This is a genomic window from Streptomyces rapamycinicus NRRL 5491, assembly GCF_024298965.1.
GTDB classification, from domain to species: Bacteria; Actinomycetota; Actinomycetes; order Streptomycetales; family Streptomycetaceae; genus Streptomyces; species Streptomyces rapamycinicus.
On sequence record NZ_CP085193.1, the window covers coordinates 6,537,865 to 6,563,872 of the forward strand.

Sequence of the window (26,008 nt, forward strand, 5' to 3'; positions counted from 1 at the left end):
CGCAGGCGTGCCCTGAGAGGCCCTGTGACGCCCTGGGAGGCCGGGCGTGCCGAACCCCTCCGGGGCTCCTCTCACGCGCCCGCCACGATGACCTGGACGCCCTCCGGGACGCCGGTCACCTCCGCGTTGCGGTGGCTCAGCCGCAGGATCTCCAGCCGCGGGAAGACGGCCAGCCAGCTCAGGTCCAGGTCCGCGCCCAGGTCGTAGGCGAGCCACAGCTCGGTCAGCCGCTCGGCCACCAGGCCCTCGGTCAGCTGCTCCGGGGTGAACGCCCCGGCTATCTGGACGCAGGGGCGGCCGCCGAGCCGGCGCAGGGCCCGCAGTTCCTCCAGGTCCGACACCGGAAAGTCGAGTTCCCGCTCATCGAGATGGGCGATGATTTCCTCGGCGTAACGGTCGGTGTCATATCGTCGCCAGGCCGCCGCGAGCCGCGCCCGTACCGCCCAGGAGGCGCGGCCCCGCAGCCGGACCAGATAGTCGATCGCGCGGTCGTCGGCTATGGAGGTGGCGGTGACGGCCAGCCGATGGGCTTCCTCATCGGATACCCCGCTGGGATCGGGCAGCATTTCCAGCACGATAGGCCCGATCCAGCCCAGCGCTCGGGCCCCTTCCAGCGAGGTCGGGCGTACCAGATCACGGGTATAGCGATGCACCCGGGAACGCACCTCGGGGTCCAGCTCCGTCGCGTGTTCCAGACATGCGGCCGCCAGGAGTTTGCGATGGCGAGCATGGACCGGGCGGGCGTCTTTACGGGCCGCCAGCAGCCCCTCCAGGAGGTAGGCGCATTCATCGGGACGGGCGAGGGAGACGGACATTCTGATCACTTCTTCCCAGTCGTCCAGGTGCGCGTGGTCGATCAGGAAGTCAAAATCGTGCCGTTCGACGACCGCTCTCGCGCTGAGATAGTCCTGGAACGTTCGGTGCACGAAATCGACCGAACCGGGTGTGGGCTCGCGCAATAGACCGGTCCGGTTGAGCAGATGGCGGTAGATCTCCTCCGGTCCGCCCTGCCGCGCCGCGTGCGGAATGGCCGGGATGTACTGGCCGAGCGTCTCGAGGGCGGTGGCCCGGTCCATTTCGGACCGGCCGTTGACGAGCATCCAGTGCGCCAGCTTCTGCAGCAGCTGGATCTTCGGTTCCTGGGGGAGGTCGATTCCATCCGGCGGCAGCATGGCGCGCTCGCGGTCGCGCCGTTCCAGGAGCATGGAAAGGGCCGCGTCATAGAGGGCTTTCCGGCCGCGTGGCAGATAGCCGCGGCGGTCCCGGTGCAGTGCGCACAGCAGACCGCACATCAGTGGATTGGTGGCCAGCCGCCCGAGGTCCCGGGTAATCCTTACGGCGTCCAGCAGCGTTTCCTCGTAACCGCTGAGCCGGTCCAGATCGGCCCCGTCGGTGATGTCCTGGCGGGCGGCCGCATGCCAGCGCCGGATGAACGCGGTGACGCCCTCGCGGCTGAGCGGGGAGAGTTTCAGCTCGGTGAAGCGCTCCGAGGAGAGCCAGTTCTCCCGTACGGCGGAGGGGCGCGAGGTGACCAGCCAGACATTTCCCGGATAGCGGGTGGGGAGTTCGCGGAGCGCTTCGCGGAGCCGTTCGCGCTCGTCCTCCGGCGCCTCGTCCACGCCGTCCACGAGCAGCAGCCCGCGCCCGCGCGAGAGCACCCGTTCGGCCCAGCCCGGCGGCTGCGCGGCGGCGTGCGGATAGCGGACGGCGGACAGGAAGCCGTCCGGCTCCGGGAAGCCGTCGCGGCGGAACCGGCGCACGGGGAGCACGAACGGCACCCGCCCGCGCAGCCCCTCCAGCGGGGCCGGGAGGTCGCCGCGCGCCACGGACACCGCGAGCCGCTGCACCAGCGTGGTCTTGCCCGACCCCGCCACGCCCCACAGCAGCACCCGGGTGCGTCCCGCGAGGGCCTGCTCGGCGGGGGCGCTGGGGCCGCCGCCGTCGGTCTCGGTCTCCAGGCTGAGATATGCGGCGTCCAGCGGCCAGCTGTCGGGGGAGTGGGTCAGATCGATGCCGTAGATCGTCAGGTGGTCGTGGGCGGCGACGATGTCCTGGGCGTAGCGCTCCTCGAACGCGGCGTCCTCGGCGGCCGCGACGAAGGGGGAGCGGATGGTGAGGAAGCGCAGGATGTGCGCGCAGACGGCCTCGCGCAGCGCGGCGTGCGTATGGGCGTCGGCCGGGGCCAGTTCCTCGTCGGCGTCGGGGGCGGCGACGGCGAGGTGACGGGCGAAGGCCTCGGAGCCGAGGCGGACGGCCCGCAGGTCGTCCAGGTCGACGGTGCCGAGGGAGTGGAGGGTGCGGGCGAGCGCGTCGGTCAGCTGGGGGCGCACCCGATCGGTGATCTCTTCGTCGATCTCCTTCGCGACGTCTTCGAGGAGCGCGGAGGCGATCCGGGGCAGGTCCCGCTCGGTGAGCGTGCGGTGGTCGCCCTGGAAGGCGACGAGGGAGGCGATGCGGACGGGCCGGTCCACCGGCCCGTCGGCGACGAAGAGTTCCTGGACCAGTGTGGCTATGGCTGCGGGATCCATGAGGCCCCGTCCCCCCGGTGACTGTTGTTCGCCGTTCAGAAGCCACCAGGGTAGGCACGGTCGGTGCCGGATGGGTGAGGGTTCGGCGTGGGTTCCGGGGGCGGCCGGTGGCACGGGGCGGGGCGCCGGGCGGTGGTTGCGGTGCGTTGCCGGGCGCGGGGGCGCGTGTGGGGTGTGCCTGCTGTGCGTGGTGGGTGCCGGGGGCGGGGCCTCCGGTGCGGCGCCCTGGACCGCATATTTACGGCGCCGGTACCCGGGGGCGTGCGCTGGCCGGAGATTGGCGCCACAAATATGCGACAGCGTCCAGGACACCACCCCTCCGACCCCACCCCCTCCCGCCGCGTCGGCGACTCCCCACCGGTGGTCCCGGGGCCCTGCCGGTTCTGGCCCGGCCCGGTGACCTACCGGCCCGGTTCCTCCTCCAAGAAGAGCTCGTCCAACAACTCGTCTGCCCGGGAGACGGCGAACGCGCGGTCGAGCCAGTGCCTCAGGGTGTCGCGGTAGGCGCATTCGCTGATACGGCGGTGTGCCTCGGGCCGGACGGCGATCCCCCGATGTTCGAGGATGCGCAGGACCCCCTCGGCAAGCCCTGCCGCCTCCCCGTGGGCCTGGCCCTTGAGGAAGGTCTGCTCGATGAGGGTTCCCCGGCCGGGGAAATAGCTACCTACTACGGCCATGGTCGTCAGTCGTCCTCGGCGAAGAGCTCATCGGCCGTGGAGACGGTGACGGCCCGGTCGAGCCAGCGGTCCAGGGTGTCGAGGTCGGTGCAGTTGGTGATGCGGTCGCGGGTCTCTGCCAGGGTGGAGATGCCCCGCTTATCCAGGACACGCAGTACGCCCTGGGCTCGGCCCCGGGCTTCGCCCTCTGCCGCCCCCTCTGCCTTCCCCTTGAGGAAGGTCTCCTCGATCAGGGTGCCGCGGCCGGGGAAGTAGGTACCCACACTCATCTCGTTCCTCCAGATGATTCCCGCTGGGGTAGTACTCCCCAGATCGATTTCCAGCAATTCCGAGTAGTAGCTGACGGACTCAGGGTCGGCGGTTCCCATGGCGCGAGCCAGGGCCTTCAGTATGGCCGGGGCATCCTGGTGGCTGCCATGCGTCAAGGCCGAGAAGGTCGCCAGGGTCAGGTCCTGGGCGGCCTCGTCCGGGTCGAGGATCACCGGGACGTTTCCGGGGCCCAGGACCAGTGGGTGTACGGACAGCGCTGTCCAGTCGTCCACGCCAACCCGGAAGGGGCCGGTCGCCCACTCGGCGGTTCTCTTGTCCTGGCAGACCACGAGCAGCAGAGCCGGTTGCTTGTATTTCGCCGCCAGATACGGCACGTAGTACGCCCAGTTGACTGCCTTGTCGGGGTCGCAGCGCCCTTGGGCCTCGATCGCCAGGAGGAAGTCGCCGCCGTCGAACGGCTTGACGCGCAGCACGCTGTCCACGCGACGTTCCAGCGGCCGTATCTCGGTGGCATCCGGGGTGAGCACTTCAACCGCCGCTTTCTCGGGCGGCGACAGGTCCAGGATGCGGAACACCGGAGCGAGTAACTCTGGGCGTTCTTGAAAGATGCGATGTGCGGCCTCGTGCCGCGAACTGACCATGTGTGTGAACGTAGGGTCATCGGAGCATGTGCCTGGGGCAAATGACCGGTGATCACCCGATTGGGGGAGTTGCCCAGGTGATCACCATCCCCGGGCTGCTGCAGACTCCCGAGCACGCGCGGGCGATCTTCCGTGAAGTCGTCCCGCCGCTCATGCCCCCCTGAGGTGGAGCATCGGGTGTCGTACCGGGTCAAGCGTCAGGTTGTCCTGTTCCGGGACGAACCGCTGCCGTATACCGCGATCGTCCACGAGGCCGCCTTGAGGATGCAGTTCGGCGGGGCGGCCACGGCCAAGGCCCAGTTGGAACACCTCATCAGCATGAGCGAGCGGGATCATCTGAGAGTCGTCGTCATCCCCTTCGGCGGCGTGTCGTTCCCTATCTCGGCGCACGGGGTTGACTACTTCCACGGCCCGGTGACCCAACTCGACACGGTTCAGCTCGATACAGCTCATGGCGTCGAACTGGTTGACGCTGCCGCTCAGTTGGAGAAGTACCGTTTGGTGCTCGACCGCATGGAGCAGGCCGCTCTCAGTGCGGACGAGTCCCGGGACCTCATTCGACGCATTGCGCAGGGAATCTGAAGGGGAAGGTCTGTGTCCAGGCTCAACTGGCGGAAGTCCACGTTCAGCGAAGAGGCGTCATCCTGCGTCTACGTCGCTGCCGCACGCAACGGGAAGATCAGGCTCCGGGAAAGCGACGACCCCCACATCATTCTGACCACCACCCCGGCCGCGTTGCGGTTCCTCATACGCGCGGCCAAAGGCGGCGCCTTCGATCGCATCCAGGAGGGCACGGCATAAAGGGGCGACGGCCCGTCAGAGGGGGGGAGAACAGACGGCCCGTCGCCTTCGCGTGACCTTACGATCAGCCGCTGAGCGGGCACTTAGCGCTTGCTGAGGCCGGAAAAAGGGGAGGCGGGCCGACTGGCCGGGCCAATCCGTAAGGGGTCGGCTGCCCGGACAGCCCCGTGATCTCTGGGCACGCCGGTCCGCTCACGGTTTCGCGTCGACCACCTCGGCGTCGGCGGAGAGTCGCAGCCACGGGGAATCGACGTCGGCGTTGGCCTCGTCGAACTCGTGATGTTCGCGGGTATACAGCCGGACCGCCAGCCCGTCGGGGTCACGAAAGACCAGGACCCAACCGATGATGCCGCGCAGCTCGCCGGAGTTTTCGACGCCGAGGGCGTCGAGGTGGTCGACCCACGCCAGCAGGTCAGCCCGCGTCGGGACCGCGTAAGTGACCGGATCGTAACCGCTGATGGCTTTCGCGGTGTTGGGTGCGCACCTGAGCTCCAGTAGACCCAGCCCCGGCACGTCGATGATGTGGGCATAGAGCACGCCCGCGGTCGACCTGTGGTCGAACTGTGGTTGCCGTTCCGCGCCGAAGACCCGCTCGTACCATCGCAGACTCTCGGCGAGGTCGGACACGGGCACCTTGTAGTGGTGGACTCCGTCGAGCCGAGGCTGATTCATCGTGATCCTCTCTTGTCGTAGACAGGCCGGCGTTGAGGGCAGCGGTGGCGCTGCCCTCAACGCTCGATCGGGTATCAGCGGCGGGCTTCGAGCTTCATGTCGCCGCGAGTCTGTATGCGGGCGAAGTCGCTGGTGAGCAGGTTGTGCGGGATGCCGAGTCCGATCGCGCTCGCCTCGTCCAGGCGGGCCAGTTGGGAGGCGGTGAAGTCGACCTCCAGGGCGCCCAGATTGTCCTCCAGCTGCGTGATGGTGCGCGCGCCGATGATGGGTGCCGTCACGCCCGGATTCTGCAGGGTCCAGGCCAGTCCGACCTGGCCGGGGGTGCGACCCAGCTCCGTCGCGACCTCTTTCACGACATCAGCGATGGTGAGGTTGTGTTCGGAGAGGTTGCCCAAGGTGAGGTTGTGGCCCTTGCGCGGGGGACCGCCATCGGATCCGACGGTGGTCGCGGTCAGGTCGTCGCGGCTGTACTTGCCGGTGAGCACCCCGCCGCCCAGCGGTGAGTACGGCATTACCCCCAGCCCCATCTCACGTGCCATGGGGATCAGGTCACGTTCCCCGGTGCGCTGGATCAGGCTGTACTCGATTTGCAGCGCGACCAGCGGCGACCAGCCGCGCAGGTCGGCGATCGCCTGCATGCGCGACACCTGCCAGGCCGGAACGTTGGACATCGCCACGTGCAAGACCTTGCCCTGCCGGACCAGATCGTCCATGCCGCGCAGGATCTCCTCGACCGGCGTCGTGAAATCCCACACGTGCAGGTAGAGCAGATCGAGGTAGTCCGTGTTCAGCCGTCGCAGGCTGGTTTCCACCGACCTGAACATGTTCTTGCGGTGCGGGCCCCCGGAATTCGGATCGCCGGGCCGGCGCAGCGTCGAGTACTTCGTTGCCAGCACCAGGCTTTCGCGGTTGTCGCGGGTGAATTCGCCCAGCATGCGCTCGGAGGTGCCATCGGTATAGGTGTCGGCGGTGTCGATGAAGTTGCCGCCGCGCTCGACGTAGCTGTCGAACAGCTTGCGCGCCTCGTCCTGCTCTGCGCCCCAGCCCCAATCGGTGCCGAAGGTCGCCGCGCCCAGCGCCAGCGGTGAGACCCGCAGCCCGGAACGGCCGAGTAGTCGGTAGGTGTCGAGGGTGAGCGACATCGTGTCCTCCTGTGCTTATGATCCGCTGCCGAAAACGAGTCTGTGACCGCCGGGAGCCGGAGATAAGGGAAGGAAGTTCCTGGGAACGCCAGTCCTACCCTGGCTGTGGGGCCCGGCGCTGAGCGGGCACTTACCGCTTGCCGAGGCCGGAAAAATCGGGAGGCGGACCGGTCTCCGACCGGGGTACCGTTGCCCGCATGGACTCGTTTCTTCAGATCTACGGCTGACACGCCGCTCACTTCGGCGCACCGGTGACCACGCCCGTGCGCTGAGCCGTCGTGTCCATCTCGCCCTAGATCTGAAACGAGTGATCTCTCATGTCACGTCCGTCCCGTCGCCGTGGCCATATCGCCATGGTCGGCATCCCCGCCATCAGCCACACCCTGCCCAGCCTCGAGATCATCCGTGAACTCGTGGCGCGCGGGCACCGGGTGACGTACGCCAACGACCCCTATATGGCGGACGTCATCAAGCCGACCGGCGCCGAGTTCGTGCCGTTCGAGTCCACCCTGCCGGTCGCCGACAACGACTGGCCGGAGGACCCGATCGCCGCGATGACCCTGTTCCTGGACGACGCCGTCCACGTCCTGCCGCAACTCCGCGCCGTGTACGACCGCGACCCGGCCGATGTGTACCTCTACGACATCGGCGCGTACCCCGCCCGGGTGCTCGCCGAGACGCAGGGGCGCCCGCTGGTCCAGCTGTCGCCGACGATCGTGGGCTGGGAGGGTTACCACGACGAGGTCGGGGCGCAGATCATGAGCCTTCCCGGTGCGGACGTGTACCAGGAGAAGTTCGCGACGTGGCTCGTGGAGTCCGGCGCCGCCACCACGGACCCGAACGCCTTCTCCGGCCTGCCGCCGCGCTGTGTCGCGCTCATCCCCCGTGCGATGCAGCCGAACGCCGACCGGGTGAACACCGAGGTGGTGACGTTCGTCGGACCGTGTCTCGGGGACCGTGCCGACCAGGGCGGCTGGGAACGTCCCGCCGGTGCGGAGAACGTGCTGCTGGTCTCGCTGGGCTCGGCTTACACCCGGCAGGCCGCCTTCTACCGCGAGTGCGTCGCGGCCTTCGGGGAGCTGCCCGGGTGGCATGTGGTGCTGCAGATCGGCAAGTACGTCGACCCGGGTGAGCTGGGGCAGATCCCGGCGAACGTCGAGGTCCACAACTGGGTGCCGCAGCTGGCGATCCTGGAGCGGGCCGACGCGTTCATCACCCACGCGGGGATGGGCGGCAGCAACGAGGGGCTGTACACCGGCTGTCCGATGATCGCCGTCCCGCAGGGCGCCGAACAGGCCATGAACGCCGACCGGCTCGTCGAACTGGGCGTGGCCCGCCGCTTCGACACGGCCGACGCCACCGCCGGGGCCCTGCGCGCCGCGCTGCTCGAGCTCACCACGGACCCGGAGGTCGCGCGCACCTCGGCGCGGCTGCGGGCCGAGGTGCGGGCCGAGGGCGGCACCGGGCGGGCGGCCGATCTGATCGAGGACGCGCTGCGGTGACACGACGATGGCCCGGCCGCTCACGGCGGCCGGGCCATCGGTGTGTGGATGCGCGTTACTTCTTCACCGTGATGCGGTCCGCCTTCGGCGGGTCCAGGGGTGAGGACTGCGACGAGTGCGCGCCCAGGTAGGCCGTGAACGCGTCCAGGTCGGAGGCGCCGACGAGCTTGTTCTTGCCGTCCTTGAAGGCGGGGAAGCCGTCGCCGCCGCCCGCGATGAACTCGTTCAGCGCGACGCGGTAGGTCTTGGCGGGGTCGATCGCCTCACCGTTCAGCTTCACCGAGTCCGTGACGACGCGGTCCTTGCCGGACTTGGTCAGGTCCAGGGTGTAGGTGAGGCCCTTGGAGACCTGGAGGATCCGCGGGGACGCCTCGTTGGCGCCGCTGACCTGCTGCTGGAGCGCGGTGATGAGCTGGGAGCCGGTCAGGTCGATGACGTTCATCATGTTGGTGAACGGCTGGACCGTGAACGCCTCGCCGTAGGTCACCACCCCGTCCCCCTCGCTGCCCGACGCCTTGAAGGCGAGGTCGGAGCGGATGCCGCCGGGGTTCATGAAGGCGATCTGGGCGTCGCCCTTGTCGGACGGGGAGAGCGCTTCGAGCTGGCCGTCGGCGATGACGTCGCCCAGGGGCGTCTCGTAGGCGGTGGAGCCGCGGCCGTTGACGTCGGCGGAGATATAGCCGACCGGCTTGCCGGCCACCGGGGCGGCCAGCTTGTTCCAGCGCCCGATGAGCGAGGTCATGTCGGGGGCCTTGGGCTGTTCACGGTCCACGACGTGGTTCGCCGCGTGGGCGCCCTTCACGCTCGTCCGCACGATGTCGCCGGTGCGGCGGTCGTAGGTGAGCGTGGTGTCGGTGTAGAGACGGCCGAACGAGGCCGCGGAGGTCACCGTGCGCGGGGTGCCGGACGGGTCCGGGACGGTGCAGGTGTACGCCTGGTGGGTGTGGCCGGTGACCAGGGCGTCGACCTTGGGCGTGATGTTCTTGGCGATGTCGACGATGGGGCCGGAGATGCCCTTGCCCGCACCGCCGTTGTCGCAGTCGTAGTTGTACGAGGGGGAGGCGGGCAGCCCGCCCTCGTGGATGAGCGCGACGATCGACTTCACGCCCTTGCGCTGCAGCTCCTTGGCGTACTTGTTGATCGTCTCGACCTCGTCGTGGAACTTCAGGCCCTTGACGCCCTCGGCGGTGACGATGTCCGGGGTGCCCTCTAGGGTGACCCCGATGAAGCCGATCTTCACGCCCTTGTGCTTCCACACCGTGTAGGGCTTGAGGATGGGCTTGCCGGTCTCCTCGTCGGTGACGTTCGCGGCGAGGTAGGGGAAGTCGGCGCCCGGGAAGGTCTTGCCCTTCTCGTAGCAGCCCTCCTTGGGGTGGCAGCCGCCGTTCTGGATCCGGCTCAGCTCGGCGCGGCCCTCGTCGAATTCATGGTTGCCGACGGAGGTGACGTCGAGGTCCAGCTTGTTGAGCGCCTCGACGGTCGGCTCGTCGTGGAAGAGCCCGGAGAGCAGCGGGCTGGCCCCGATCATGTCGCCACCGGCGGCGGTGACCGAGTACTCGTGACCCTTACGGGCGTTACGGAGAGAGGTGGCGAGGTATTCGGCGCCACCCGCCGGAATGGTCTTGGTGGTGCCGTCCGCCTCGGTCTCGGTGACGGTGCCCGAGGAGCCCTGCGGGGGCTCCAGGTTTCCGTGCAGATCGTTGAAGGACAGCAGCTGCACGTCGACGGTGCGCCCCGGCCGGTGCTTGTCCGAGGCGGCGGCGCCGGTGTCCGCACCCGCCGGGCCCACGGCGGTCAGCACCCCGGCCGCGGCGGCCAGCACCGCGAATCCGGTGGCCAACCGGAGCCCCGCCCCGCGCCGTTGAGGTCTCGCTGGCATGTCGTCCCCTTGTGTGCCCCGTGGTGGATGGTGGAGCGCAGCTTACGGTCAACGCGCGTAGCGGGGCAGGGGTGGGAGGTTAAGAGCTGGTGGCCGATGGTCAACGGTGTGGGACCACTTCGCCCGTTCGGTGGAAAAGTCCTGATGAGGGGTTTCAGTGGTGGTTCGTTATGTGAGCGTGCGGATGATGCAGAACGAACTCACGAAGAAGACGCCCATCCCCGCACAGGGATCCGAGCTCCCGGCGGGCTTCTTCGAGCTGGTCGATGACCTCAAGGCGATCGTCACGCAGGCGAGCGTGCGTGCTCAGCTCAAGGTCAACACCGAGATGATCAAGATGTACTGGGAGATCGGCCGGACGATCCTTGAGCGGACAGAGCGGGAGAGGTGGGGGGCGAAGGTCCTTGAGCAGGTGGCGACGGAGTTGCGTACAGCCTTCCCGAATCAGCGGAGTTTCGGTGCGCGGAATCTCAAGTACATGCAGCAGATGGCTCGAACATGGCCCGAACCAATTGGGCAACAAGCTGTTGCCCAATTGCCCTGGGGCCACATCACCCTGCTGATGGGCCGCTGCAAGACCCGCCCTGAGCTGGACTTCTACGCTCAGGGGGCCGTGCAACAAGGGTGGTCCCGCGTCATGCTCGACCACTGGATCGACGCGCAGTTGCACCTCACCCAGGGCGCCGCGCTCAACAACTTCGACGCCACGCTCCCGGAGGACTCCGATGCCGTCAACGAGGTCGTCAAGGACCCCTACCGAGTCGACTTCACTCGGCTCTCCGGCAAGGTGGCGGAGCGCGACCTTGAGGACGCGCTGGTGCAGCAGCTCGTCCGGTTCCTCACCGAACTCGGGGTCGGCTTCGCCTTCGTCGGACGCCAGTACCCCGTCAAGGTCGGGGACGAGGAGTTCCGGATCGACCTGCTCTTCTACCACTACAAGCTGCACCGCTTCGTCGTCATCGAGCTGAAGACCGACAAGGCCCGCCCCGCCCACCTGGGCCAGCTCGGCTTCTACGTCACCGTCGTCGACGACCTGGTCCGGGACAAGGAGCGCGACGATCCGACCCTCGGGATCCTCATCGCGAAGAGCCGCGACAAGGGGACGATCGAGTACGCCCTGCGGAGCAACAACGCACCGCTCGCCGTGAGCACCTACGCCGCGCTGCCGCCCCATGTGCGGGAGCTGATGCCCAGCGCCGAGGATCTCTCCCGCATCGCCGACGACGTCCTCGAGGAGGATGGGACAGCCGGGTGACTCACCGGTAATAAATTGTGCAGCGGCTTGCTGCACAATTGGGCCGCCGTAGGCTCGGCCCCATGAATGACGTGGTGAACGAGACATCCGGGGCCCGGCGGCTCGATGTGCTGGAGGAGTTGGCCTCGGCCGAGGTGGAGGACGTGCTGCGGCTGATCGCGGAGGCCGCGCGGGCCGATGGGCAGCAGGCGGTGTCCGAGCAGGGGCGGCTCCAGCTGCGGGGGCGGCGGGAGGGGGTGCGGCATCTGGTGTTGCGGGAGCCGAGCGGGGAGCTGGTGGGGTACGCGCAGCTGGAGGACACCGACCCGGTGGAGGCTCCGGCCGCCGAGCTGGTCGTGCATCCGGGGCACCGAGGGCAGGGGCACGGCCGGGCGCTGGGGGTGACCCTGCTGCGGGAGTCGGGGAAGCGGCTGCGGATCTGGGCGCACGGGGGGCATGCCTCGGCGCGCCATCTCGCGCAGGTGCTGGGGCTGACGCTGTTCCGGGAGCTGCGGCAGATGCGGCGGCCCCTGGGGTCGCTCGCGGACCTGGGTCTTCCGGAGCCCGCCTTTCCGGAGGGGGTGACCGTACGGACCTTCCGGCCTGGCGCGGACGACGCCGCGTGGCTGGCGGCGAACGCGGCGGCCTTCGCCCACCACCCCGAGCAGGGTTCGCTCACCCAGCGTGACCTGGACGACCGCAAGGGTGAGCCGTGGTTCGACCCGGAGGGGTTCTTCCTGGCGGAGCGGGGCGGGGAGATCGTCGGGTTCCACTGGACGAAGGTGCATGCCGAGGAGCGGCTGGGGGAGGTGTATGTCGTGGGGGTGCGGCCGGACGCACAGGGTGGCGGCCTCGGCAAGGCGCTGACCTCGATCGGGCTGCGGCATCTGGCGGCCGGCGGGCTGCCGACCGCGATGCTCTATGTGGACGCCGACAACTTCGCCGCGGTCGCGGTCTACGAGCGGCTCGGCTTCGTCACCCATGAGACGGATCTGATGTACCGGACGGAGACCTGAGCGAACGGATACCTGAGGGGGACCTGAGCGGGGCCTGAGCCCGGGGGCGTGAAGGTGGCCCCGGGGGCGTGGACAGGGCGGGACCCCTGGGGGATGGGTCCCGATTTCCTACCCGCCATGTGTCCGTTACCGGCGATTCAACCTTGGTTGCGAGCATCACTGAATGCAGCCCGCTGTGCCGAATTCGTCGAACCGGAGGCTCCGTGCCGTTTCCGCACCCGCTTCCGCCACGCCGTATTCACCTCCGGCGCGGAACAATGAGTTCATGAGCCACACAAGCGGTCAGGCATCGGTTTCCCCGCAGCCCCAGCCCAACTCACAGCCTTCGGTCGGGTCCATCGCGGCCCACCGGCCGCATGCTGTCGCCGCACCGGGGGTGCGGTCGCTCGACCCCGACCTCGACGCCGACCTGGACTCGTACGAGGAGGGCACCGGGCCGGGTACGGAGGGCGGCGAGCTGCCGCAGGGGCGGTTCCTGGACCGGGAGCGCAGCTGGCTCGCGTTCAACGAGCGGGTGCTGGAGCTGGCCGAGGACCCGTCCACCCCGCTGCTGGAGCGGGCCAACTTCCTGGCGATCTTCGCCAGCAATCTGGACGAGTTCTTCATGGTGCGGGTCGCCGGTCTCAAGCGGCGCATCGCCACCGGGGTCGCCACCCGCTCGGCCTCCGGGCTGCAGCCGCGCGAGGTGCTGGAGCTGATCTGGACCCGGTCCCGTGAGCTCATGGCCCGGCATGCCGCCTGCTACCAGCAGGACGTCGCCCCGGCGCTCGCGGAGGAGGGCATCCACCTGGTCCGCTGGCCGGATCTCACCGAGAAGGAGCAGTCCCGCCTCTTCACCCTCTTCCGGCAGCAGATCTTCCCCGTGCTGACGCCGCTCGCCGTGGACCCGGCGCACCCCTTCCCGTATATCTCGGGGCTGTCGCTCAATCTCGCGGTCGTGGTGCGCAACCCCGTCAGCGGGCATGATCACTTCGCACGTGTGAAGGTTCCGCCGTCGCTCTCGCGATTCCTGGAGGCGTCGCCGCAGCGGTACGTACCGCTGGAGGACGTGATCGCGGCGCATCTGGAGGCGCTGTTCCCGGGGATGGAGGTGCTCGCGCACCACATGTTCCGGGTCACCCGCAACGAGGACCTCGAGGTCGAGGAGGACGACGCCGAGAACCTCCTGCAAGCCCTGGAGAAGGAGCTGCTGCGCCGCCGCTTCGGGCCCCCGGTGCGGCTGGAGGTCGAGGAGTCCATCGACCCGTATGTGCTGGACCTGCTGGTGCGCGAGCTGAAGGTCTCGGACGCGGAGGTCTATCCGCTGCCCGGGCCGCTCGACCTCACCGGGCTGTTCGGGATAGCCGCGCTGGAGCGGCCGGAGCTGAAGTACCCCAAGTTCGTGGCCGGCACCCACCGGGACCTCGCCGAGGTGGAGTCCGCCTCCCCGCCCGACATATTCGCGGCGCTGCGCGAGCGGGACGTCCTCCTCCACCACCCGTACGACTCCTTCTCCACCTCCGTGCAGGCGTTCCTGGAGCAGGCGGCCGCCGATCCGGACGTCCTCGCGATCAAGCAGACGCTGTACCGCACCTCCGGCAAGTCGCCGATCGTCGACGCGCTCATAGACGCCGCCGAGTCCGGCAAGCAGGTGCTGGTGCTGGTCGAGATCAAGGCCCGCTTCGACGAGCACGCCAACATCAAGTGGGCGCGCAAGCTGGAGGAGGCCGGCTGCCACGTGGTCTACGGCCTGCTGGGCCTGAAGACCCACTGCAAGCTGTCGCTGGTGGTCCGCCAGGAGGGCGACACCCTCACCCGCTACTCGCACGTGGGCACCGGCAACTACCACCCCAAGACCGCCCGGCTGTACGAGGACCTGGGGCTGCTGACGGCGAACTCCCAGGTCGGCGCGGACCTCTCCGACCTCTTCAACCGGCTGAGCGGCTACTCCCGGCGGGAGAACTACCGGCGGCTGCTGGTCGCCCCCAAGTCGCTGCGCGACGGGCTGATCACCCGGATCAACAAGGAGATCACCCACCAGCGGGCGGGCCGCCCGGCCTACGTCAAGATCAAGGTCAACTCGATGGTCGACGAGGCCGTCGTCGACGCCCTCTACCGGGCCTCGCAGGCCGGGGTGACGGTCGATGTGTGGGTGCGCGGCATCTGCGCGCTGCGGCCGGGCGTCCCCGGGCTCTCGGAGAACATCCGGGTCCGCTCGGTCCTCGGACGCTTCCTGGAGCATTCGCGCGTATTCGCGTTCGGGAACGGCGGTGAGCCGGAGGTGTGGATCGGCAGCGCCGACATGATGCACCGCAACCTCGACCGCCGGATCGAGGCGCTGGTGCGGGTCACCGACCCCGGCCACCGCGCCGCCCTCAACCGCCTGCTGGAGACCGGGATGGCCGATTCCACCTCCTCCTGGCACCTGGGCCCGGACGGCGAGTGGACCCGGCGCGCCACGGACGCGGACGGCCAGCCGCTGCGCAACGTTCAGGAGATGCTCATCGACGCCCGGAGGCGACGGCGTGGTTCAACGACATGACCTGCCGCCGGCCGGGATGACGGGCGCCGCGGACCCGGCCGCCGACCCGGCCGCCGACCCGGCCCGCCCGGGGACCGACGGCGTGACGGACCGGGCGGCGGAGGCCACGACGGCACCTTCCGCGGCTCCGGCACCCGCGGCGGCTGCGGCGGCTGCGGGGGCTTCGGGGGCTTCGGCGGGGCCTTCGGGAGCGCCCGCGTGGGAGGCGGCGACGGCCGGGGAGGTGCTGTCGGCGTATCTGCACGCCCAGGCCGGGGACTTCCTGCGCAGCCTGCGGCTGCACCGCGAGAGCGGCTCCGACGTCCAGGAGGCGGCCGAGGCCGCCCGGCTGCTGCGCCGCGCCGCGCGGCGGATCAGCGGCGCGCTCTACGTCTACCGCCCGATCACCGACCCGGCCTGGTCCGATGAGCTGCGGACCGAGCTGGCCTGGCTGTCCGGCACACTGGCGCGGGAGCACGCCTACGCCGAGCGGCTGGACCGGCTGCGCGGCGCCCTGCACCGGCTCTCGGGCGCGGGCGGCCCCTCGGACCGCTCACCGCAGGGCGAGGGAACGGCCGCCGAGACCGCGAGCCCGGGTGAGCGGTCCTCGGACACACAGCCTGTGAACGCGGCGCACGCCATGAGCGCCGCGCGCACCACCGCGCGCGGCGGGGTCACGGTCGCGCTCGACGGCGTGGGCGGCCCCTCCGGTACGGCGGGCCAGATTCCCCGCTCCACCCGTGCCTCCCGCCGCAGCGTCTCCCTGGCCACCGGTGCGCCGGGAGGCGGGGCCGCGGACCCTGTCGGGGGGCAGGGTGCGCGGCCCGGTGCGGCCGACGCGGGCGGCGGCGCCGAGGGCGTGGCCGGAACGACCAGGGACCGGGATCGGGACCGGGACGAGGGCCGCGCGGCCGGACGGCGCCGCGGAGAGCGCGGCGACAAGGGCGGCCGGGGCGCCAAGGGCGAGAAGGGCGAGCGATCCGGCCGGCCGGGCGCGGCCCATCAGCGGGCCGGTGCCGAGGAGGAGGCCCGTGGCGGCGCGCTGACCGTGGGCGCGGCCCGCGCCGGAGCGCTGCTGGAGCGCCAGCTCACGCTGGCCCGGACCCGGGCCCACACCGCCGCCCTGGAGGCGCTCGGCTCCTCCCGCTTCCACGCGGTCGCCGACACCGTCGCCCTGCTCGCCTCCGACGTCCCGCTCGACGAGGCCAACGCCGCCCGCCCCGCCGGACAGGTGCTGCCGCCGCTCGCCGAGCTGGCGAACCGGCGGCTGGCCGAGTCGGTGGAGGCGCTGCCGCTGGTCCGCGCCGGGCATCCGTACAACGCGGAGGCGCTGGTCCACGGCCTGGCGGCGACCCCGGCGGCGGACGCCCCGCCCGCCAGCGAGCGCCAGGACGCCCCCTGGCACCAGGTGCGCCATCTGCTGCGGCTGCGGCGGTACGCGCTGGAGGTGCTCGACCAGGCGTGGCAGCAGCCGGACGGGGCGAGCGGGCCCAACGGCTCCGGTCCGGGCGGCTCCGGTCCGGGCGGCTCCGGTCCGGGCGCCTCAGGGCCCGGCGGCTCAGGTCCCGTGGACACCGAGCTGCCGCTGTCGGTGCGGCTGCTGGCCGCCGGGCAGGCGCTGGAGCGCCACCGCGACGCGGCCGAGGCGGCCGCCGCCGCGGCGGCCGCCGCCCGTACGCCCCGGATCGCCCCGGCGACGGCGTACGCGCTCGGGGTGCTCCACGCCGATCAGCGGCATGAGGTCGAGGCGGCCCGCTTCGCGTTCGGCCGGCTCTGGCGACGCGTGTCCGCCGCCAGAGCCTCCTGACGCCGGACGGCGGACGACGGACGCCTGACGGCGGACCCGAAAGACCGAAGGACCGAAGTGCAGACGGCGGAGAACCGGGGAGGGAGAGACGGCGGATGAACCGGCGGAATTCCCGTGATGACGGGCTGGTCGGAACGGACACCGGGACGGATACCGGAACTGACACCGGAACTGACACCGGAACTGACACCGGGACGGTCCTGGCGGCGGGCTGTGTGCTGTGGCGCCGCTCCCCGCGCGGCGGCGGGCTCGAGGTCGCCCTCGTCCACCGCCCCCGCTACGACGACTGGTCCCATCCCAAGGGCAAGCTGAAGCACGGCGAGGAAGCGCTGCGCGGCGCGGTGCGCGAGGTCGCCGAGGAGACCGGTATGGGCTGCGCCCCGGGGGAGGCGCTGCCCACCCTCCACTACGTGGCCAAGGGCCGCCCCAAGCAGGTCCGCTACTGGGCGGCGGAGGCGGTCGACCACGACGAGACCTTCGTGCCCAACCGCGAGGTCGACCGCCTGGTCTGGCTGCCCCCGGACGCGGCCCGCCGCCGCCTCAGCTACGACCACGACCGCACCCTTATCGACGCCCTGCTGCACACCCTGCGGCCGTCCTGAACGACGGCCCGGTGCCCTGCCCGGTGGGCGGCTCCGCGTCCGGGCCCGGCTCCCCTACAGGACGGGCCCGGCTCCCCTACAGGAAGCGCGAGAGGAAGGCCCGGGTGCGGGGGTTGGCCGGGCTGTCCAGCACCTCCCGCGGGGTGCCGGTCTCCAGCACCTGGCCGCCGTCCATGAACACGACCCGGTCCGCCACCTCCTTCGCGAACCCGATCTCATGCGTCACCACGAGCATGGTGAGGCCGTCGCGGGCCAGGTCGCGCATGGTGGCCAGGACCTCGCCGACGAGTTCGGGGTCCAGGGCGCTGGTCGGCTCGTCGAAGAGCATCAGCTTCGGCCGCATGGCCAGGGCGCGGGCGATGGCCACGCGCTGCTGCTGACCGCCGGACAGCTGGCGCGGATACGACGCCGCCTTTTCGGCCAGCCCCACCCGGGTCAGCAGCTCCATCGCCGTCTTCCGCGCCTCGGCCTTGGAGAGGCCGAGCACACCGACCGGGGCCTCGATGACGTTCTCCAGGACCGTCTGGTGCGGGAAGAGGTTGAAGTGCTGGAACACCATGCCGATGTCGCGCCGCTGCCGGGTCACCTCGCGCGGGCGCAGGTGGTGGACGCGTCCGCCGGACCGCCGGAAGCCGATCAGCCTGCCCTCCACGTGGATGGAGCCCGCGTCGATCTGCTCCAGGTGGTTGATGCAGCGCAGAAAGGTCGACTTACCGGAACCGGACGGCCCCAGGAGCACCACGACCTCGCCCCGGCGCACCTCAAGGTCGATCCCGCGCAACACCTCAAGCTGCCCGAACCGCTTGCGGACCCGCTGGGCCACGACCATCGGCACCTCCTCGGCGGTCGTCTCTCCGGCGGTGGTCTCTCCGGCGGTCGCCTTCGCCGCGGTCGCTTCCGCCGCGGTCGCTTCCGCCGCGGCCGTCTCCGGGCCGGTGGCCTCCTGGGTGTCCTGGGCCGTCATGTCTCCTCCTTGGCGAGGGGGCTGTCCGCCGCCGGGGACGGGGCGTCCGGGCGTCGGCGGAAGAGCGCGAAGTTCCAGAACCCCTGAGGGGCGTGGCGGGTCGCCCCGCGGGCGTAGTACCGCTCGATGAACGACTGGCCGACGTACAGCACGGACGTCATGATCAGGTACCACAGGCACGCCACGATCAGCAGCGGGATGGTCTCGAAGGTGCGGTTGTAGATCGACTGGACGGTGTAGAGCAGGTCGGCCAGGGCGAGCACGCTCACCAGCGAGGTCGCCTTCAGCATGTTGATGACCTGGCTGCCGGTCGGCGGGATGATGAAGCGCATGGCCTGCGGGAGGACGACCCGCCGCAGGACCCTCGCGCGGCCCATGCCGAGTGCGGCGGCGGCCTCCGTCTGGCCCTGGTCGACACCCAGCAGACCGCCGCGCACGATCTCGGCCATGTACGCGGCCTCGTTGAGACCGAGGCCGAGGATGGCGGCGAGCCAGGGGGTGATGAGCGTGTTGGTGTGCCCGCTGATGAACTCGGGGCCGAACGGCACCCCGAAGGAGATCCTCGGCAGCAGCGCCGAGAGGTTGTACCAGAAGACCAGCTGCACCAGGACCGGGATGCCGCGGAAGAACCAGACGTAGGCGCCGCAGACCGTGCTGAGCACGCGGTTGTCCGACATCCGCCCCACCGCGACGAGCACCCCGCCGGCGATGCCGATGAGCATGGCGATCGCGGTCAGCTCGACCGTGGTGGCGATGCCCTGCCCGATGATCTGGGCCCCGAAGTAGGCGCCGACGGTGCCCCATTCGAAGTGGGGATTGGTGATCAGGAAGTGGATGAGCTGCGCGGCGAGGACCGCGAGGAGCAGGACCGCGAGCCAGCGCAGCGGGTGGCGGACTTGGGACGCACCGGCCACGTCCACGACGGGGACGGCGCCGGGCGGGAGCTCGGCCTTCCCGGGGTCGTCCCGGGTGGCCGGCGGTTGTGTGGTGGCCATGGGTGGGCTCACCTCCTCACAGGATCAGGATTCGCCGCCGAGGTTGACGCCCGGCTTGTCGAGGGTGTTGGCGGACAGGCCCCACTTCTTCATGATCTTTCCGTAGGTGCCGTTGTCAATGAGGGTCCGGAGCGCCTTGAGGAGCACGTCGCGCAGCGGGGAGCCCTTGGCGACGACCGCGCCCTGGTAGAGGTCGCCGAAGCCGTTGCCCTTGCCGGTGCCGGTCAGTTCGAGCTGGTCCTTGGCCTGCGCCACGAAGTAGGTCAGCGGCGCCTGGGAGGAGAAGAAGGCGTCCGCGCGGCCGGAGCGCACCGCCAGGATGGAGCCGGGCTGGTCCTTGTACGACTGGACCTTCACGGCCTTCTTGCCGTCCTTCTCGCAGGTGAGCGCCTGCTTCTTGATGACGCCCTCGGCGGAGCCGCCCGCCATCACCGCGATCCGCTGTCCGCAGGTGTCGGCCAGGGAGTCGATGTGGTGCGGATTGCCCTTGGGCACGGCGAAGACGACGAACTCCCGCACCCAGTCGACGAAGTCGTTCGCGCCCTGCCGGTCCTTGAAGTCGCCGACGGGGCCGAGGGCGAAGTCGTAGCGGCCCGCCTTGATGCCGGTGAGCTGGCTGGGCAGCCCGTCCGTGGTCACATGCCGGATCTTCACACCGAGGACCTGCCCGAGTGCCCCGGCGAGGTCGGCGGAGGCCCCGGTGAGGCTGTGGCCGTCCGAACCGGCGATCTCGTAGGGCGGGAAGGAACCGTTGTTGACCGACACCAGCGTGCCGGACGTGCGGTTCTTCGCGGGTAGCCGCGCGTGCAGCGCCTTGTTCTCGGAGAGCTTGGCCGATACCGCCTCGGAGTCGCCGGAGGAGCCGGTGGCGCCCTCCGCCTGGGGCGGGTTGGCCCCGCAGGCGGCCAGGGCGAGACAGCAGGACAGGGCGGTGGCCGCGGTGGCCAGGGGACGTCTCATGGGGATGCTCACTGGGGCGCTCCGAGGGGTATGACGGTGGGGTCGACGGCGAACCGGCGGTTGGCCAGGACGGGAAGGGTGCGACGGGCCGCGGCGGTCGCGTCGGGAGCGGCGTCCGCCCAGGCCAGCCCGGGGGCGGCGGCGAGGCGGGAGCGGACGGTGCCGAGGGGGTCGACGACGAGGCTGTTGCCGATGTTGCGCGGACCGCATTCGCCGCTCGCCGCCACCCAGCAGGTGTTCTCCAGGGCCCGTGCGGTGACCATGACCTCCCAGTGCCGTTCCTTGGCCGGGCCGCGCACCCACGCCGCGGGCAGGGCCAGCACCTCGGCACCGGCGTCCACCAACAGCCGGGCCAGCTCGGGGAAGCGGACGTCGTAGCAGGTCATCAGGCCCACCTTGGTGCCCGCCACATCGATGACGACGGGCGGCTCGTCCGCCGGGCGGACGTTGGCCGACTCCAGGTCGCCGAAGGCGTCATAGAGATGGATCTTGCGATAGCGGGCGATCAACTCACCGTCGCGCAGCGCCACCAGGGTGTTGAACACCCGGCCGTCCTCGGACGGCTCATGGATGCCGACCACCACGGTGGTGGCGGACCCGGCGGTGGCGGCGAGCAACTCGGTGACGAAGGGGCCGTCGAGGGGCTGGGCCACCTCGCGGATGCGGTGGCGGTCCTCGGTGAAGCGGGCCAGCACGCCCTCGGGGAGGACGAGCAAATCCGCGCCGCCCCGCACCGCCTCGGCGGTGAGCTCCTGGCAGGCGACCAGGTTGTCCTTCCAGTCGGGGGAGGCGGCGAACTGTCCTACGGCGATGCGCATATGGGGTGCTCCGGAGCGGTTCAGAGTGCGGGAACGGCGGTGGGGGCGGGGTTCGGAGTGCGGGAACGGCGGTGGGGGCGGGGTTCGGAGTGCGGGAACGGCGGTGGGGGCGGGGTTCGGAGTGCGGGAACGGCGGTGGGGGCGGGGTTCGGAGTGCGGGAACGGCGGTGGGGGCGGGGTTCGGCGTGGGGTGAGGGCGGGGCTCAGAGTGCGGGAACGGCGGCGAGGGCGGGGTCGGGGAAGACCACATCGGGGTCTATGGGCTCGGGCCAGACGCCCTGGGCGTACAGCTCCTCGCAGAAGGCCCGGGTCATCTCCGCGTTGCTCTTCGTCCCGTACGGCATCCAGTCGTCGCCGAACAGCCGCGCCGACTCGGTCAGTTCGTGCAGCAGCCACGGTGTGGTGTCGGCGAGCAGCCGGCGCCTGCCGAGCCACCGGCGCTTGGACTCCTCCAGGCCCGCGAGCAGGGCGGCGGGCAGCGCCGGATGGGCCTGGACGACTTCGCGCTTGAGCGTCACCAGATGGATGCCGGGGACGAATCCGGTGGCCTCCCAGTAGGCGCGCTCCTCGGCGCGGTGGTCGTCCAGCAGATGGCGGAAGCGGCTGGTCCTGGTGAACAGCTCCCGCGGCATGAAGGGGGAGAGCAGCGCGTCCAGCCGGCCCGCGGCCAGCTCGTCCACCAGGGATTCGCCCTCGGCCATGACCGAGACATTGGCGGGCAGCGGGCGATTGCCCACCCGGTCCTTGCCGGTCTCACCGGCGGTCAGCGGTCCGATCCGCCACTGGATGCCCGTGAGGTCCACTCCGGCGCCGCGCAGCAGGGCCCGGGTCCAGGTGTTGCCGGAGTCGGGCCAGCCGGTGAGCCCGACGCGGGCCCCGGCGAGCTGTCCGATGGAGCGCAGCGGGCTGTCCTCGCGGACCAGGACGCAGCGGTGGCGAAAGCCGCGCATCACGAACGCGGGGAGCCCGACGAGGCGGTCGTCCCCCGCCGCTCGGGCCTGGACATAGCGGCTGAAGGAGGTCTCACCGCCGTCGAGACCGGGTTCGGTGAGGACGTCGGGGGTGACGTCCCGCGCATCGATCCGGACCGTGAAGCCGGGGATCTCGACGAGCCCGGAGGCGAGGGGCACCAGATGGTCCCAGTCGCGAAGTCCCAGGCTTATCACGGGAGATGACACAGTACGCACTCCTAGCACATGGCATTTTCGGCGCAAAGCTCGCATTCGGTTGCGCGATGCCAGGCAGGCTATTGTTCAGTGAATCGGGCAGACAAGATCTGTTTTGTTACCGAACATAGTTTTTCCGTGTCGTAACCCGCTGACCGGCCGCCGGCCGACAGACCGACGAGGGGTGTGCCGATGCAGGAGAACACCGCGGATCCGGCCGCCACGCGGCCGGGCGTCCCGGCCTTCACGCCGCCGGGGGAGCGGCCGGGCGCCCCGGCCTCCGTGGCCGGGCTGGCCGCCCGTATCCCGGACACCAGCGCACGCGGTATCGCGGCCGCCATGACCGACCTCATCCGGGCCGGGGAGCTGGCACCGGGCAGTGCGCTGCCCACCGTGCGCGCGCTCGCCGCCGGGCTGGGGGTGAGTCCCGGCACCGTGGCGGAGGCATGGGCGGTGCTGCGCAAGCACCGGATGATCGCCACACTCGGCCGCCGCGGCAGCGTCGTCAGCGGTCCGCCGACCGTTCCGCACCCCACCCGCTACGAACGCGTCGGGGACTTCGGCGACCATCTCGCACTGGACCTCGCCGTCGCGGCCCCCGACCCCGCCCTGCTGCCCCCGCTGGAGAACGCCCTGCTCGCGGGGGCCCGGACCCCGCGGCTCAACGACTACGCGCGCACGGCCATCACCGACGGCCTGCTGGCGGCGGTACGGGACACCTGGCCCTACCGGCCGGACGCCTGGATGGCGGTGGGCGGTGGCTACGAGGGGGTGCAACTGCTCTGCCAGGCCCTGCTGGTGCCGGGGGACCGGGTGGCCGTGGAAGATCCGACGGCGGCGCGGCTGCTGGACATCCTGGAGGCGCTGGACGCCCAGGCCGTGCCCGTGGCCTGCGACGACCAGGGCCCCCTTCCCGGCTCGCTGGCCCGGGCGCTCGAGGCGCGCCCGGCGCTGTTCCTGCACCAGTCCAGGGCGCAGGTGCCCTGCGGCTGGTCGCTCGGCCCGGAACGCTCCGCCGAACTGGCCGGGGTGCTGGAGGGCGCGCCGAACGTCGTCATCGTCGAGGACGACGGCCTCGGCCCCCTGGCCACCGGCCCGGCCGCCGTCCTCGGCGCCCATCTGCCGCACCGGACGGCCCTGGTCCGCTCGTACTCCAAGGCATACGGCCCGGATCTGCGGATCGCCGTGGTCGGAGGCCCGCGGGAGATGATCGAACGGGCGCGGGTGCTGCGCACCTTCGGCACGGGATGGACCAGCCGCATCCTTCAGGACGCCCTGGCCCATCTGCTCACCGACGAGGGGGCCGGCCGGGGTGTGCGCGAGGCCGCCCGGCGCTATGACGCCCGGCGGTCGGCGCTGGCCGAACGGCTGGCCGAGCGTGGTGTGCACACCGCCAACCGGGACGGTCTGATGCTGTGGGTGCCGGTGGTGGACGAGACCTCCGCACTGGTCACCCTGGCCGCCCGGGGTATCACTGTTTCGCCGGGCAGCCGGTTCTGCGTCTCCTACGCGCGTCCCCATGTGAGGGTCGCCACCAGCAGGCTGACCCGGGACGGGGCGCCGCTCGACGAGATCGCCGAGCTGATCGCACTCGCCGCCTCCTCCTCCGCCGGCCGGATGGAATGACCCCCGGCCGGTCAGCGGCATCTCCGTCAACGGCGTCTTTCAGCCGCTTCTGCTCAGCCGCTTCTGTTCAGCGGCGTCTGCTGAGCGGTGTCTGTTCAGCGGTGTCTGTTCAGCGGCGGCGCAGGCTCTTGTCCGCGAGCGCCGGCGGCACGTAGTAGTTGTCCGCCCGGTTGAGGTCGGTGCCCGGCGGGACGATCTCGTCGATCCGGTCCAGGACGTCCTCGCTCAGCTCCACCTCGGACCCGGCGAGCAGATCCTCCAGGTGCTCCATGGTGCGCGGGCCGATGATCACCGAGGTGATGGCCGGATGCGCCCGTACGAAGGCGATGGCCATGTGCGGCAGCGAGAGCCCGGCGTCGGAGGCCAGCTCGGCCAGCGCGCCGACCGCCTCCAGCTTGCGCGCGTTGTCGGGCAGCGACGGGTCGAACTTGTGCCTCTCCACGGCCGCCCGGCCGCCCGACAGATCGATGTCGGACGCCTTGGAGTAGCGGCCCGTGAGCCAGCCCGCCGAGAGCGGGCCCCAGCTCAGCACGCCCATCCCGTACTTCCGCGCGGTCGGCAGCACCGCCGCCTCCACGCCGCGCGCCAGGATCGAGTACGGCGGCTGCTCGCTGCGGAACCGTACGTGCCCGCGCCGCTCGGAGACCCACTGGGCCTCCACGATCTGCTCCGCCGGGAAGGTGGACGAGCCGACGGCGCGCACCTTGCCCGCCCTGACCAGGTCGGACAGGACCGACAGCGTCTCGTCGACGTCCGTCGTCGGGTCCGGCCGGTGGATCTGGTAGAGGTCGATGTGGTCCGTGCCCAGACGGCGCAGGCTGTTCTCCACCTCCTGGGTGATCCAGCGCCGTGAGTTGCCGCCGTGGTTGGGGTCGTCGCCCATCGGGAAATGGGCCTTGGTCGCGAGGACGATGTCGTCGCGGCGGCCCTTGAGTGCCTTGCCGACGATCTCCTCGGACTCGCCCCCGGAGTAGGTGTCGGCGGTGTCGACGAAGTTGATGCCCGCGTCGAGGGCGCGGTGGATGATCCGTACCGAGTCGTCGTGATCGGCGTTGCCCAGGGCGCCGAACATCATCGCGCCCAGGGCGTACTCGCTCACCGAGATGCCGGTTCCGCCCAGGATCCTGCGCTTCATGGCAGCTGCCTTCCTTTGCCTTCCGTGGCCTTTGCCTTCTGTGGCGTCCTGCGCCTTCAGCCTCGGCGCCGGACGGGGACCTCACCAGGCCCGGCTCAACCTGGGTCTGCCAGAACCACCTGTCCGGCCCAGAATCCGGCGTTGCCCGGATAATGGAGCGATGGGCCATTCCGAACCGGAGATCAAGGGGTTTCTCAATGCGCGCCGCGCCGCGCTCGACCCGGCCGAGCTGGGGCTGCCGGAGGGGGTCGTCCGGCGCCGGGTGCGCGGTCTGCGCCGCGAGGAGGTCGCTCAGCGGGCTGGGATCAGCGTCGACTACTACACCCGTATCGAGCAGGGCCGGGCCCCGGCCGTCTCGGACTCGGTGGTCGACGGACTGGCGCGGGCGCTGCGGCTGACCCCGTCCGAGCACACCTATCTGCGCAACATCACCCTGCCCCGGCGGCGCGCCGGGGAGCCCGACCTCGATCCGCGGCCGCGGGTGCGGCCGGAGATCCAGCAGCTGCTGAACGCGATGGACGGCACCATCCCGGCCTACGTCTACGGACCGGCGATGGACGTCCTGGCCTGGAACACCCTCGGCACCCGGCTCGGCATCGACTACGCCGCGATCCCCGAGGAGCGGCGCAACGGCCCGCTGCTGGTCTTTCTCGACCCCCGGATGCGGGAGATCCATCCGAACTGGGCCGAGATCGCCGATGACACGGTGGCGGGGCTGCGTGCGGAGACCGGCCGCCACCCGGGCAGTTCGCGGGTGTGCCGGGTGACCCATGAGCTGCTGGAGCGGAGCGAGGAGTTCCGGCGGCGGTGGGAGGCGCAGGCGGTGCAGGAGCGGACGCGGGGCGTCAAGCGGTTCCGGCATCCGGAGGCGGGGGAGCTGGTGCTGCGGTTCGAGGCGTTCGTGCTGCCCGCGGATCCGGGGCAGATGCTGTGCACGTACACGGCGGACGAGGGGTCGGCGACGGCGGAGGCGCTGAAGGTGCTGGCGGGCGCGGCGGCGGTGGCCTGAGAGCCGCTGACGGCCGCTGACGGCCCGGGACGCGCTCTCTTTTTGCTTCATCCCACCTCCTTGA

The 26,008-nt window shown here is 70.7% G+C and carries 22 protein-coding genes; 10 read left to right on the forward strand and 12 right to left on the reverse strand.

The window, feature by feature from the left end:
* Positions 1-71: 71 nt before the first annotated feature.
* From LIV37_RS27620 to LIV37_RS27630, 3 genes are all read right to left on the reverse strand, one after another.
* Positions 72-2,528 carry an NACHT domain-containing protein gene (locus LIV37_RS27620; RefSeq protein ID WP_020870381.1) on the reverse strand — a complete coding sequence of 819 codons (2,457 nt, stop codon included), beginning with the start codon at positions 2,526-2,528 and terminating at the stop codon, positions 72-74.
* A 401-nt stretch (positions 2,529-2,929) separates the two neighbouring features.
* Positions 2,930-3,205, reverse strand: coding sequence for a hypothetical protein (locus LIV37_RS27625; protein WP_020870382.1), 276 nt, complete (start codon positions 3,203-3,205; stop codon positions 2,930-2,932).
* A 5-nt stretch (positions 3,206-3,210) separates the two neighbouring features.
* The gene (locus LIV37_RS27630; protein WP_121824440.1) at positions 3,211-4,116 is read right to left on the reverse strand and encodes a hypothetical protein; all 906 of its coding nucleotides are present in this window, start codon (positions 4,114-4,116) and stop codon (positions 3,211-3,213) included.
* A 177-nt stretch (positions 4,117-4,293) separates the two neighbouring features.
* Here LIV37_RS27630 and LIV37_RS27635 point away from each other — a divergent pair, with 177 nt between their 5' ends.
* Both LIV37_RS27635 and LIV37_RS27640 read left to right on the forward strand, forming a co-directional pair.
* Positions 4,294-4,698 carry a DUF5753 domain-containing protein gene (locus tag LIV37_RS27635; RefSeq protein ID WP_121824439.1) on the forward strand — a complete coding sequence of 135 codons (405 nt, stop codon included), beginning with the start codon at positions 4,294-4,296 and terminating at the stop codon, positions 4,696-4,698.
* 12 nt (positions 4,699-4,710) lie between these two features.
* Positions 4,711-4,917, forward strand: a complete 207-nt coding sequence (locus LIV37_RS27640; RefSeq protein ID WP_020870384.1) for a DUF397 domain-containing protein — start codon at positions 4,711-4,713, stop codon at positions 4,915-4,917.
* Between the two features lie 192 nt (positions 4,918-5,109).
* On the opposite strand, the gene LIV37_RS27645 is transcribed toward LIV37_RS27640, so the two are convergent.
* Both LIV37_RS27645 and LIV37_RS27650 read right to left on the reverse strand, forming a co-directional pair.
* Entirely contained in the window at positions 5,110-5,589 is a 480-nt protein-coding gene (locus tag LIV37_RS27645; RefSeq protein ID WP_020870385.1) for a VOC family protein, read from the reverse strand.
* Positions 5,590-5,663: 74 nt separating this feature from the next.
* Positions 5,664-6,731: an aldo/keto reductase gene (locus LIV37_RS27650; RefSeq protein WP_020870386.1), complete on the reverse strand. Its 1,068-nt coding sequence runs from the start codon at positions 6,729-6,731 to the stop codon at positions 5,664-5,666.
* Positions 6,732-7,048: 317 nt separating this feature from the next.
* Here LIV37_RS27650 and LIV37_RS27655 point away from each other — a divergent pair, with 317 nt between their 5' ends.
* On the forward strand, positions 7,049-8,233 hold the full coding sequence (locus LIV37_RS27655) for a macrolide family glycosyltransferase (RefSeq protein WP_020870387.1): 1,185 nt from the start codon (positions 7,049-7,051) through the stop codon (positions 8,231-8,233).
* A gap of 55 nt (positions 8,234-8,288) precedes the next feature.
* Here the strand turns inward: LIV37_RS27655 and LIV37_RS27660 are convergent, their stop codons facing one another.
* Positions 8,289-10,112: a bifunctional metallophosphatase/5'-nucleotidase gene (locus LIV37_RS27660; protein WP_121824438.1), complete on the reverse strand. Its 1,824-nt coding sequence runs from the start codon at positions 10,110-10,112 to the stop codon at positions 8,289-8,291.
* Positions 10,113-10,299: 187 nt separating this feature from the next.
* On the opposite strand from LIV37_RS27660, the gene LIV37_RS27665 reads away from it, so the two are divergent.
* From LIV37_RS27665 to LIV37_RS27685, 5 genes are all read left to right on the forward strand, one after another.
* On the forward strand, positions 10,300-11,367 hold the full coding sequence (locus tag LIV37_RS27665; RefSeq protein WP_121825238.1) for a PDDEXK nuclease domain-containing protein: 1,068 nt from the start codon (positions 10,300-10,302) through the stop codon (positions 11,365-11,367).
* Positions 11,368-11,429: 62 nt separating this feature from the next.
* Positions 11,430-12,362 (forward strand): mycothiol synthase, encoded by a 933-nt coding sequence (gene mshD, locus LIV37_RS27670; RefSeq protein ID WP_121824437.1) that lies wholly within the window; start codon positions 11,430-11,432, stop codon positions 12,360-12,362.
* 265 nt (positions 12,363-12,627) lie between these two features.
* A complete protein-coding gene (locus tag LIV37_RS27675; RefSeq protein WP_121824436.1) occupies positions 12,628-14,883 on the forward strand; it encodes an RNA degradosome polyphosphate kinase in 2,256 nt (751 codons plus the stop codon).
* A gap of 16 nt (positions 14,884-14,899) precedes the next feature.
* On the forward strand, positions 14,900-16,669 hold the full coding sequence (locus tag LIV37_RS27680; protein WP_243146292.1) for a CHAD domain-containing protein: 1,770 nt from the start codon (positions 14,900-14,902) through the stop codon (positions 16,667-16,669).
* Positions 16,670-16,764: 95 nt separating this feature from the next.
* Positions 16,765-17,271, forward strand: a complete 507-nt coding sequence (locus LIV37_RS27685) for an NUDIX hydrolase (protein ID WP_020870393.1) — start codon at positions 16,765-16,767, stop codon at positions 17,269-17,271.
* 76 nt (positions 17,272-17,347) lie between these two features.
* Here LIV37_RS27685 and LIV37_RS27690 read toward each other — a convergent pair whose 3' ends face one another.
* The 5 genes from LIV37_RS27690 to LIV37_RS27710 form a co-directional block, all read right to left on the reverse strand.
* Entirely contained in the window at positions 17,348-18,100 is a 753-nt protein-coding gene (locus LIV37_RS27690; RefSeq protein WP_121825236.1) for an amino acid ABC transporter ATP-binding protein, read from the reverse strand.
* A gap of 131 nt (positions 18,101-18,231) precedes the next feature.
* Positions 18,232-19,230, reverse strand: coding sequence for an amino acid ABC transporter permease (locus tag LIV37_RS27695; RefSeq protein ID WP_020870395.1), 999 nt, complete (start codon positions 19,228-19,230; stop codon positions 18,232-18,234).
* A gap of 24 nt (positions 19,231-19,254) precedes the next feature.
* The gene (locus LIV37_RS27700) at positions 19,255-20,190 is read right to left on the reverse strand and encodes an ABC transporter substrate-binding protein (RefSeq protein ID WP_121824435.1); all 936 of its coding nucleotides are present in this window, start codon (positions 20,188-20,190) and stop codon (positions 19,255-19,257) included.
* A gap of 8 nt (positions 20,191-20,198) precedes the next feature.
* Complete coding sequence (locus tag LIV37_RS27705; RefSeq protein ID WP_020870397.1) at positions 20,199-21,008, reverse strand: deaminated glutathione amidase; 810 nt, start codon at positions 21,006-21,008, stop codon at positions 20,199-20,201.
* A 203-nt stretch (positions 21,009-21,211) separates the two neighbouring features.
* Positions 21,212-22,186, reverse strand: coding sequence for a type 2 periplasmic-binding domain-containing protein (locus tag LIV37_RS27710; RefSeq protein ID WP_121824434.1), 975 nt, complete (start codon positions 22,184-22,186; stop codon positions 21,212-21,214).
* Between the two features lie 180 nt (positions 22,187-22,366).
* Between LIV37_RS27710 and LIV37_RS27715 the strand changes: the two genes are divergently transcribed.
* On the forward strand, positions 22,367-23,800 hold the full coding sequence (locus LIV37_RS27715; protein WP_020870399.1) for an aminotransferase class I/II-fold pyridoxal phosphate-dependent enzyme: 1,434 nt from the start codon (positions 22,367-22,369) through the stop codon (positions 23,798-23,800).
* A 109-nt stretch (positions 23,801-23,909) separates the two neighbouring features.
* On the opposite strand, the gene LIV37_RS27720 is transcribed toward LIV37_RS27715, so the two are convergent.
* The gene (locus LIV37_RS27720) at positions 23,910-24,935 is read right to left on the reverse strand and encodes an aldo/keto reductase (protein WP_020870400.1); all 1,026 of its coding nucleotides are present in this window, start codon (positions 24,933-24,935) and stop codon (positions 23,910-23,912) included.
* Between the two features lie 160 nt (positions 24,936-25,095).
* Between LIV37_RS27720 and LIV37_RS27725 the strand changes: the two genes are divergently transcribed.
* The gene (locus tag LIV37_RS27725) at positions 25,096-25,944 is read left to right on the forward strand and encodes a helix-turn-helix transcriptional regulator (protein ID WP_020870401.1); all 849 of its coding nucleotides are present in this window, start codon (positions 25,096-25,098) and stop codon (positions 25,942-25,944) included.
* Positions 25,945-26,008 lie beyond the last annotated feature (64 nt).